This window comes from Streptomyces sp. NPDC058880 (assembly GCF_042742535.1).
In the GTDB taxonomy this organism is placed as follows: domain Bacteria; phylum Actinomycetota; class Actinomycetes; order Streptomycetales; family Streptomycetaceae; genus Streptomyces.
This window is the reverse complement of record NZ_JBHYMC010000119.1, coordinates 1-8,379: the sequence shown is the minus strand read 5'-3', so window position 1 is coordinate 8,379 and position 8,379 is coordinate 1. Positions and strand designations below refer to the sequence as shown.

Annotated in this window: 8 protein-coding genes and 2 tRNA genes; 2 read left to right on the top strand and 8 right to left on the bottom strand. The window is 70.3% G+C overall.

Features of this window, described 5'->3' with window-relative positions; all coding sequences use genetic code 11:
• Nucleotides 1–44: 44 nt before the first annotated feature.
• From clpX to ACFW2G_RS32710, 5 genes are all read right to left on the bottom strand, one after another.
• A complete protein-coding gene (gene clpX / locus ACFW2G_RS32730) occupies nucleotides 45–1,331 on the bottom strand; it encodes an ATP-dependent Clp protease ATP-binding subunit ClpX (RefSeq protein WP_030840753.1) in 1,287 nt (428 codons plus the stop codon).
• Nucleotides 1,332–1,484: 153 nt separating this feature from the next.
• A complete protein-coding gene (locus ACFW2G_RS32725; protein WP_030649987.1) occupies nucleotides 1,485–2,153 on the bottom strand; it encodes an ATP-dependent Clp protease proteolytic subunit in 669 nt (222 codons plus the stop codon).
• 56 nt (nucleotides 2,154–2,209) lie between these two features.
• Entirely contained in the window at nucleotides 2,210–2,827 is a 618-nt protein-coding gene (locus ACFW2G_RS32720) for an ATP-dependent Clp protease proteolytic subunit (RefSeq protein WP_030760907.1), read from the bottom strand.
• Between the two features lie 311 nt (nucleotides 2,828–3,138).
• Nucleotides 3,139–4,533, bottom strand: coding sequence for a trigger factor (gene tig, locus ACFW2G_RS32715; protein ID WP_037923720.1), 1,395 nt, complete (start codon nucleotides 4,531–4,533; stop codon nucleotides 3,139–3,141).
• A gap of 151 nt (nucleotides 4,534–4,684) precedes the next feature.
• Nucleotides 4,685–4,761 (bottom strand) — tRNA-Pro (locus tag ACFW2G_RS32710).
• Nucleotides 4,762–4,929: 168 nt separating this feature from the next.
• Here ACFW2G_RS32710 and ACFW2G_RS32705 point away from each other — a divergent pair.
• Nucleotides 4,930–5,000: transfer RNA gene (locus ACFW2G_RS32705), tRNA-Gly, on the top strand.
• A gap of 195 nt (nucleotides 5,001–5,195) precedes the next feature.
• Here the strand turns inward: ACFW2G_RS32705 and ACFW2G_RS32700 are convergent.
• The 3 genes from ACFW2G_RS32700 to ACFW2G_RS32690 all read right to left on the bottom strand — a co-directional run bounded on the left by ACFW2G_RS32700 (nucleotide 5,196) and on the right by ACFW2G_RS32690 (nucleotide 7,386).
• Nucleotides 5,196–5,390 (bottom strand): hypothetical protein, encoded by a 195-nt coding sequence (locus ACFW2G_RS32700; protein WP_384456464.1) that lies wholly within the window; start codon nucleotides 5,388–5,390, stop codon nucleotides 5,196–5,198.
• 155 nt (nucleotides 5,391–5,545) lie between these two features.
• Nucleotides 5,546–6,001, bottom strand: a complete 456-nt coding sequence (locus ACFW2G_RS32695; protein WP_384456461.1) for an HD domain-containing protein — start codon at nucleotides 5,999–6,001, stop codon at nucleotides 5,546–5,548.
• Nucleotides 5,998–7,386 (bottom strand): pyridoxal phosphate-dependent decarboxylase family protein, encoded by a 1,389-nt coding sequence (locus tag ACFW2G_RS32690; protein WP_384456458.1) that lies wholly within the window; start codon nucleotides 7,384–7,386, stop codon nucleotides 5,998–6,000. The genes ACFW2G_RS32695 and ACFW2G_RS32690 overlap by 4 nt, the downstream gene beginning before the upstream one ends.
• A 108-nt stretch (nucleotides 7,387–7,494) precedes the next feature.
• On the opposite strand from ACFW2G_RS32690, the gene ACFW2G_RS32685 reads away from it, so the two are divergent.
• A complete protein-coding gene (locus ACFW2G_RS32685) occupies nucleotides 7,495–8,106 on the top strand; it encodes a DUF4232 domain-containing protein (protein ID WP_052030864.1) in 612 nt (203 codons plus the stop codon).
• Nucleotides 8,107–8,379 lie beyond the last annotated feature (273 nt).

The window sequence follows — 8,379 nt, the reverse complement described above, 5'->3', positions numbered from 1 at the left end:
GGGGCGCCCCGGCCGGGGCGCCCCTTTCGCGTACTGCCGTGCGGCTAGGCCGACTTCTCGTGCGGGCCCTGGTCCTTCGGGACGATGCGCGGGACCAGCGTCGGGTTGACGTTGGAGCGGACCACGTCCGCCGTGATGACCACGCGGGCCACGTCCTTGCGGGACGGGACCTCGTACATCACCGACATCAGGACCTCTTCCATGATGGCGCGCAGGCCGCGGGCGCCCGTCTGGCGGAGGATCGCCTGGTCCGCGATGGCCTCCAGCGCCTCGCGCTCGAAGTCCAGCTCGACACCGTCGAGTTCGAACAGTCGCTGGTACTGCTTAACCAGCGCGTTGCGCGGCTCGATGAGGATCTGGAGCAGGGCCTCGCGGTCCAGGTTGTGGACCGAGGTGATGACCGGGAGACGGCCGATGAACTCGGGGATCATCCCGAACTTCACCAGGTCCTCCGGCATGACCTCCTGGAACTGGTCGCTGGCCTCGATCTCGCGCTTGGAGCGGATCGTCGCCCCGAAGCCGATGCCCTTGGCGCCGGCACGCGACTCGATGATCTTCTCCAGGCCGGCGAAGGCGCCGCCCACGATGAAGAGCACGTTCGTCGTGTCGATCTGGATGAACTCCTGGTGCGGGTGCTTGCGGCCGCCCTGCGGCGGCACCGAAGCCGTCGTGCCCTCCAGGATCTTCAGCAGGGCCTGCTGCACGCCCTCGCCGCTCACGTCGCGCGTGATCGACGGGTTCTCGCTCTTGCGGGCGACCTTGTCGATCTCGTCGATGTAGATGATCCCGGTCTCGGCCTTCTTGACGTCGTAGTCGGCGGCCTGGATCAGCTTCAGCAGGATGTTCTCGACGTCCTCGCCGACGTACCCGGCCTCCGTCAGCGCCGTCGCGTCGGCGATGGCGAACGGGACGTTCAGCATGCGGGCCAGGGTCTGCGCGAGGAGCGTCTTGCCGGAGCCCGTGGGACCCAGCAGCAGGATGTTGGACTTCGCGAGCTCGATGGCGTCTTCGCGGCCCTGCGCGCCGCCGTTCTCGCCGGCCTGGACCCGCTTGTAGTGGTTGTAGACCGCTACCGAGAGCGCCTTCTTCGCCGGCTCCTGGCCGACGACGTAGCTCTCCAGGAACTCGTAGATCTCGCGGGGCTTGGGGAGTTCCTCCCACCGGACCTCGGAGGTCTCCGCGAGCTCCTCTTCGATGATCTCGTTGCAGAGGTCGATGCACTCGTCGCAGATGTACACACCGGGTCCTGCGATGAGCTTCTTCACCTGCTTCTGGCTCTTTCCGCAGAACGAGCACTTGAGCAGGTCGCCGCCGTCACCGATGCGTGCCACGAGGTGCTTCCCCTTCGCCTGGGAGACGCCTGGTTCAGCGCTCCTGGTGCCTCATATCCGACGGTACCTTGCCGGGGGCCCCGTGCGGGGCCCCCTTGACGTGGTTCACATCGCCGAATCCGGCGGTGTGCCCGCGCCAACTGGCGGCAAGGGTCAGAGCTTGTTGCTCTTGCGGGTGGAGATGATCTGGTCGATCAGGCCGTACGCGAGGGCGTCCTCGGCCGTGAGGATCTTGTCGCGCTCGATGTCGTCGCGGATCTTTTCGATCGGCGTCGTCGAGTGCTTGGCCAGCATGGTCTCCAGCTGGTCGCGCATGCGCAGGATCTCGTTGGCCGCGATCTCCAGGTCCGAGAGCTGCTCGCGGCCGGTGCCGCCGGAGGGCTGGTGGATCAGCACGCGGGCGTTGGGCAGGGCCATGCGCTTGCCGGGGGTGCCGGCGGCGAGCAGGACCGCGGCGGCGGAGGCCGCCTGGCCCATGCAGACCGTCTGGATGTCCGGCTTCACGAACTGCATCGTGTCGTAGATCGCCGTCAGCGCGGTGAAGGAGCCGCCGGGGCTGTTGATGTAGATCGAGATGTCGCGGTCCGGGTCCATCGACTCCAGGCACAGCAGCTGCGCCATGACGTCGTTGGCCGAGGCGTCGTCGATCTGCACGCCGAGGAAGATCACGCGCTCCTCGAAGAGCTTCGCGTACGGGTCGTACTCACGCACGCCCTGCGAGGTGCGCTCGACGAAGCGCGGGATGACATAGCGGTTGTCCACCTGCGGGCCGGAGTAGAGGCCGCTCGCGGAGAAGTTGTTCTGCATCTGGGTGTTCACCATCCTGGTGGCGTTCTGCGGGCTGTCGGCTGCCGGGTACTGACGGGTGGCTACGGGGATCAGGCCCCGGTGCCGCCGCCGCCCGGAACGTTGGACGCGGCCGAGATGATCTCGTCGATGAGGCCGTACTCCTTGGCCTCCTCGGAGGTGAACCAGCGGTCGCGGTCACCGTCGCGGATGATCGCCTCGACGGTCTGGCCCGAGTGGAACGCGGTGATCTCGGCCATCCGCTGCTTCGTGCGCAGCAGGTACTGGGCCTGGATCTTGATGTCCGACGCGGTGCCGCCGATACCGGCGGAGCCCTGGTGCATCAGGATGTCGGTGTTCGGCAGGGCGAAGCGCTTGCCCTTGGCGCCACCGGTGAGCAGGAACTGCCCCATCGAGGCCGCCATGCCCATGCCGATGGTCACGACGTCGTTGGGGATGTACTGCATGGTGTCGTAGACGGCCATGCCGGCCGTCACCGAGCCACCGGGGCTGTTGATGTAGAGGTAGATGTCCTTCTCCGGCTCGGCGGCCAGAAGCAGGAGCTGCGCAGTGATCTTGTTCGCGATCTCGTCGTCGACCTGCTGGCCGAGGAAGATGATGCGCTCGCCGAGCAGCCGGTTGTAGACATGGTCGCCGAGGCCGCCACCGATGGACGGCTCACCCGCGGCGTAAGGCTTCAGATTCGTCACGTATCCACCTGCTCGTCTCCGACGGCCATGTGCCGTCTCAGCGTCTCGTTCTGGGGCGCGGTGCAGCCGGAGCGGACTGGTCCGCCGGCGCCCGGATACTCACGTGCCCTCGTATTCATGGACCCTAACGCGCAGGTCGGACAACGCCATCCCGCTTCCCGAACTGTTCGCTCGGAGCGCAAGCTCCGGCGGCCCCGTGGGGGCCGCGCGGAAACGGTGTGCGGGCGGCGCGGGAACCGCGCCGAAGGGCCCGGACGCAGGTCGCGTCCGGGCCCTTCGGGGCACTGCTCAGCGGGCTTTCGCCCGGGGTGTTACTTGGCCTCGTCGGCCTTGACCTCGTCGTCGCCGTCGACGGCGGCCTCGACGGTCTCGGCGGCCGTCTCGACCTCGTCCTCTTCGTCGGAGAGGTCCACGACGTCACCGTTGGTGTCGACGACCTTGGCAGCCTCGACGACGACCGCGAGGGCCTTGCCGCGGGCGACCTCGCCGACCAGCATCGGGACCTGGCCACCCTCGACGACGGCCTGGGCGAACTGGTCGGGGGACATGCCGGAGGAGGAGGCACGGCGCATGAGGTGCTCGGTGAGCTCCTCCTGGTTCACGCCCAGCTTCTCCTTGTTGACCAGGGCGTCCAGGACGAACTGGGTCTTGATGCCCTTGATCGCCTGTTCCTTGGTCTCGGCGTCGAACTCCTCGACCGTCTTGCCCTGGAACTCCAGGTACTTCGCCAGGTCAAGACCCATCTGGCCGAGCTGGTGGTGCTCCAGGTTGTGCTTGCGGGTGTTGACCTCGTCCTCGAGCAGCTTCTCGGGGATCGGCACCTCGACGAGCTCCAGCAGCTTCTCCAGGACGCGCTCCTGGGCCTGCGTGGCCTGGTCGTACTGCTTCATGTTCTCGAGGCGCTTGCGGCTGTCCGCCTTGAGGTCCTCAAGGGTGTCGAACTCGCTGGCCATCTGGGCGAACTCGTCGTCCAGCTCCGGGAGCTCCTTGGCGGAGACCTTGGAGACCTTGACGGTGACCTCGGCGTCCTTGCCCTCGGCGGAGCCGCCCTTCAGCTGGGAGGTGAAGGTGGCCTCGCCGCCGGCCTCCAGGCCCGTGACGGCCTCGTCGATGCCCTCGAGCAGCTCGCCCGAGCCGATCGTGTAGGAGACGTCGGAGGCGACGCCGTCGGGCAGCACCTCGCCGTCGACCTTGGCCTCCAGGTCGAGCGTGACGACGTCACCCTCGGCGGCGGCACGCTCGACGTCCTTGGTGGACGCGAAGCGGTTGCGCAGCTGCTCGACGGACTTCTCGACGTCCTCGTCGGAGACCTCGATGGCGTCGACCTCGACCTCGATGCCCGAGTAGTCCGGGATCTCGATCTCGGGACGCACGTCGACCTCGGCGGTGAAGGCCAGCAGCTCGCCGTCCTTCAGCTCGGTGATGTCGACCTCGGGCTGGCCCAGCGGGTTCAGGTCGGCCTCGTTGACGGCCTCGGTGTAGAACTTCGGGAGGGCGTCGTTGACGGCCTCCTCCAGCACCGCACCGCGGCCGAAGCGCTGGTCGATGACGCGGGCGGGGATCTTGCCCTTGCGGAAGCCCTTCACCGTGACCTGCTGGTTGATCTTCTTGTACGCCGCGTCGAGGCTGTCCTTGAGCTCCTCGAAGGGCACCTCAACAGTGAGCCGAACCCGCGTCGGGTTCAGGGTCTCAACGGCGCTCTTCACGGTTCGGTCTCCTTGTGGCTGACTGCTGGGGGATCTGCCGTCTCGCTGGAATCAGCGGCCCGGCGGACTTCGGCCCGGTACATCAGACACACGGGCACGCAGCTTGCATAGTAGCCGCAAGCGGCAATCAGCCCACAACGCGATCTTGTGGTGGTCGGGGTGGCCGGATTCGAACCGACGACCTTCCGCTCCCAAAGCGGACGCGCTACCAAGCTGCGCCACACCCCGTCGGTGCGACACGTAGGGTACATGCCCGGAGACCCTCTGATGCGCGGTGTTTCCAGAGCCATTTCGGACAGGCGTCGGCGCGGGCACGGAATGTGGTGTGCACGCGGCCGGAACGACCCGCTAGGATGCTGTCCGTGCCGCGGTCCCAGGACCTGCGGCGCACGCAATGCGGGCGTAGCTCAATGGTAGAGCCCTAGTCTTCCAAACTAGCTACGCGGGTTCGATTCCCGTCGCCCGCTCTCAAGCACGAAGGGCCAGGTCAGAGGACGTTTCCTCGACCTGGCCCTTGGTCGTTCCCGGGCCCGGGTACGGCACGGGCGGGTGCGGCGCACCGGCCCCCGCAGCCGCCTGCCGGGGATTCCGCTCCCGGGTCCGCGGGCCCGGCCCCTTCGGGGCGGCGACCCGGGCGCCCTGCGGCGTCATGCCGCCGGGCCTCAGAGCCTGATGTTCGCGATCATCGTCGCGAGGGAGTTGAGGAAACGGTTCACGTCGTCCGCGATCGAGCTGGACGCCAGGAAGAAACCGAAGAGGGCCGCGACGATGGCGGGGCCCGTCTTGATGTGGTTGCCACGGATCAGCACCACCAGGATGACCCCCAACAGAACCACCACTGACAGCGAAATGGCCACTTCTGATCACACCTTCGGTCGTCCCCTGGTCGGCCGGGGGCGCACGGCCGAGAATGCCCCCACATGGACCATCCTCCCACCAACGGACCACAGTCATACGCCCCGTGACGAAAGGCCGCTGTTCCGTTTTCGCCAACGGCCGTGAGCGAAGGGGCTCAGGGGGCAGTGAGGCCCAGGAGGGAACGGACATACGCATACTTCACGGACAGTCGTTCGCGGGTGGGGCCGTCCAGTACGGAGAGACGTACGGGGTCGGCGTTGTGCGCGAGGTCGGCCTCTTTGACGAGCAGGGCGCCCGGGGTGGCCAGGATGCGGGCCGCGTAGCTCTCGACGGGCTCGCCGGGCCGCTTGGTGACGGCGAGGACCATGTCCTTCACGGACTGCGGGAGAGCGGCGGAATCCAGCCAGGTGAGGCTGAGCGCCTCGTCCTCGATCGCGTCGTGCAACCAGGCCGCCGCCTGCTGTTCGGGCGTGCCGCCGCGGACGCGCACCCCCTCCGCGACGGCCGCGAGGTGCTCGGCGTACGGCCTGCCGGCCTTGTCGGTCCGGCCCTCGTGCGCACCGCGCGCCAGGGCCTCGACCTCTTGGAGGGTCAGGGAACTGCTCGTCATGCGATCTCCCTCGCCGCCGCGCGCAGGGCCCGGACCGTCCTGTGGACATCTGCCTGCGTCGTACGCCAGTTGGAGAACGCGGCGCGCAGCCCTGCGGTTCCCTCGTAGACGGTCGGGGTGACGAACGCCTCGGCGGACAGCGCCTCGCGCAGTGCGGTCAGACGCGCCGGGTCGGGGTCTCGGGCGAGGGTGAAGCAGACGACGTTGAGGCGGACGGGGGCGAGGAGGGTGAAGGCGGAGTCCTCCTCCAGCGCCGCGCCCAGGGCCCTGGCGCCGGCGATGTTGCGCTCGACGATCTCCCGGTGGCCCTGTCGGCCGTAGGCGCGCAGCGTGAACCAGGCGGCGAGGGCGCGCAGTCGGCGGGAGTTCTCCGGGGTGAGGTGGACGAGGTCGGGGTGTTCGCCGAGGGGCCCGAGGTAGGCGGCGGAGTTCTGGAAGACGCGGGCCTGCAGGTCGCGCCGGCGGGTGAACTGGACGGCGCTGTCGTAGGGGACGTTGAGCCACTTGTGCAGGTCGACGCAGACGGAGTCGGAGGCGTCGAGGCCTTCGGTGAGGTGCGCGTGGTCCGGGGAGAGCGCGGCGAAGGCGCCGAAGGCGGCGTCGGTGTGCAGCCAGAAGTCGTGGCGCGGGCGGAGTGCGGCGAGGGCGGGGAGGTCGTCGAAGTCGACGGTGTTGACGGTGCCCGCGTTGGCGACCACCACCGCCGGGCCGGGGGTGTCGGCCAGCGCCCGGTCGAGGGCAGCGGGGTCGACGGCCTCCCGGCCGGGCAGGGTCGGGACCCGGACGAGGGAGCTGCGGCCGAGGCCGAGGAAGGAGAGGGCCTTGGCGATGGAGGAGTGCGGGGCGCCGGACAGGACGCGGACCGGGCCGAGGGATGCGGCGCCGTCCTCGGCCGGGGACACACCGAGGCGCTCGCCGAGCCATTCGCGGGCGATGGCGAGGCCGGTGGTGTTGGACATGGTGGCGCCGCTGACGAAGGTGCCGGTGTGCGCGTCGGAGAGACCGAACAGCTCGCGGAGCCAGCCCACGGTCTCGCGTTCGAGGTCCTGGCCGGCGCCGTCCATCGAGGAGTTGGAGTTCTGGTCGTGGACTGCGGTGAGCCAGTCCCCGGCGAGCGCCGCGGGGGTGGCGCCGCCGGTGACGAAGCCGAAGTAGCGGGGGCCTGCGGAGGCCGACAGCCGTGGTTCCCAGCGTTCGCGGAACGCGGCGAGTGCGCTCTCCGTGCCGGTGCCGGGCCCGGGGAGCGGTTCGGGGGCCGGCGGCTCCGGGGCGGGTGGTACGACGACGCGTCCGTCCAGGGCGGCGAGCGCTTCGGCGGCGGCGCGGCGGGTGGCGTCGAGCAGGTCGGGGAGCCGGGCGAGGTCGGCGGCGAGCGTGCGGTCCATGGAGGCACGGTAGGACCCGGGCCGGCCGCGCGGGCGGGCCAATCCGGGACGGGTGGCCCGCCCGTACCGATCGGGCACCGCCCGGCGGGGGCGCCGTAGGCTCGGCGGATGATCGCGAAGCGGTGGGTGCGGAACGTGGTGGCCGTGGGCGTGGCGGGCGTGGTGGCGGGGGTCGCGGGGTGCTCCACCCCGCCGGCTCCGCCGCCCGCGCCGGGGCCGGTGCGGGCGGCGGAGCGGCCGGGCGGGACGGTGTCCGCACCGCCGTCCGCGTCCGCCGGGACGTGCCCGGAGGGCGGGGTACGGCTGGTGGAGACGGACGGGAACGCGGCGATGGGGTTGCGGGTGGCGGGCTTCCGACTGGAGAACTGCGGCACGGAGCCGTACGTGCTGGAGGGATACCCGCAGGTGTCGTTGTGGGACGGCCGCAACGAACCGGTGGACGTTTCGGTCCAGCACGGCGCGGCGGGGATCACCTCGGGCGCGCCGGACATCGACGCGCCGCCGCAGCGGGTGACGCTGGCGCCGGGCCGGGCGGCGACCGTGTCGATGGTGTGGCGCAATCTGGTGACCGACGCGGCGGTGGGGGCCGTGACGGCGCCGGTCGTGGAGGTCGAGCCCCGCCCGGGCGCGCCCCGGCTGCGGCTCCGGCTCGCCCGGCCGGTCGACCTCGGGAACACCGGCAGGCTGGGGCTCGGACCGTGGAGGGCGGCGGCCGGGTGACCGGTCGCCGGGCGGCCCCTGCGGCGGCGGGACACAGGCCGCCCCGCCACGCACCGGCGGCCGACCGGAAGCGCCGCGGGCGAACCGCGGCACGTCGGGGTCGGGCCGCAGCGGATGCGGCCGCCCGGTCTCCACGGCTGCTTTCGGGACCTCGCTGCCTCGCGCCGGGGGTGCTGGAGGGGGCGCCGGAGGAGGTCCGGGCATGCCGGACCTCGCGGCAGGGCGACATCGGGGAGGGGCCGGCCGGCCCGGTGCCGGTGACCGTCACCGGGC

What these genes read in the sequence shown, in the direction of transcription:
- ACFW2G_RS32725 (WP_030649987.1), bottom strand. Translation starts at nt 2,153, where the DNA reads ATGGTGAACACCCAGATGCAGAACAACTTCTCCGCGAGCGGCCTCTAC.
- ACFW2G_RS32695 (WP_384456461.1), bottom strand. Translation starts at nt 6,001, where the DNA reads ATGACGAGCAGTTCCCTGACCCTCCAAGAGGTCGAGGCCCTGGCGCGC.
- ACFW2G_RS32690 (WP_384456458.1), bottom strand. Translation starts at nt 7,386, where the DNA reads ATGGACCGCACGCTCGCCGCCGACCTCGCCCGGCTCCCCGACCTGCTC.
- ACFW2G_RS32685 (WP_052030864.1), top strand. Translation starts at nt 7,495, where the DNA reads ATGATCGCGAAGCGGTGGGTGCGGAACGTGGTGGCCGTGGGCGTGGCG.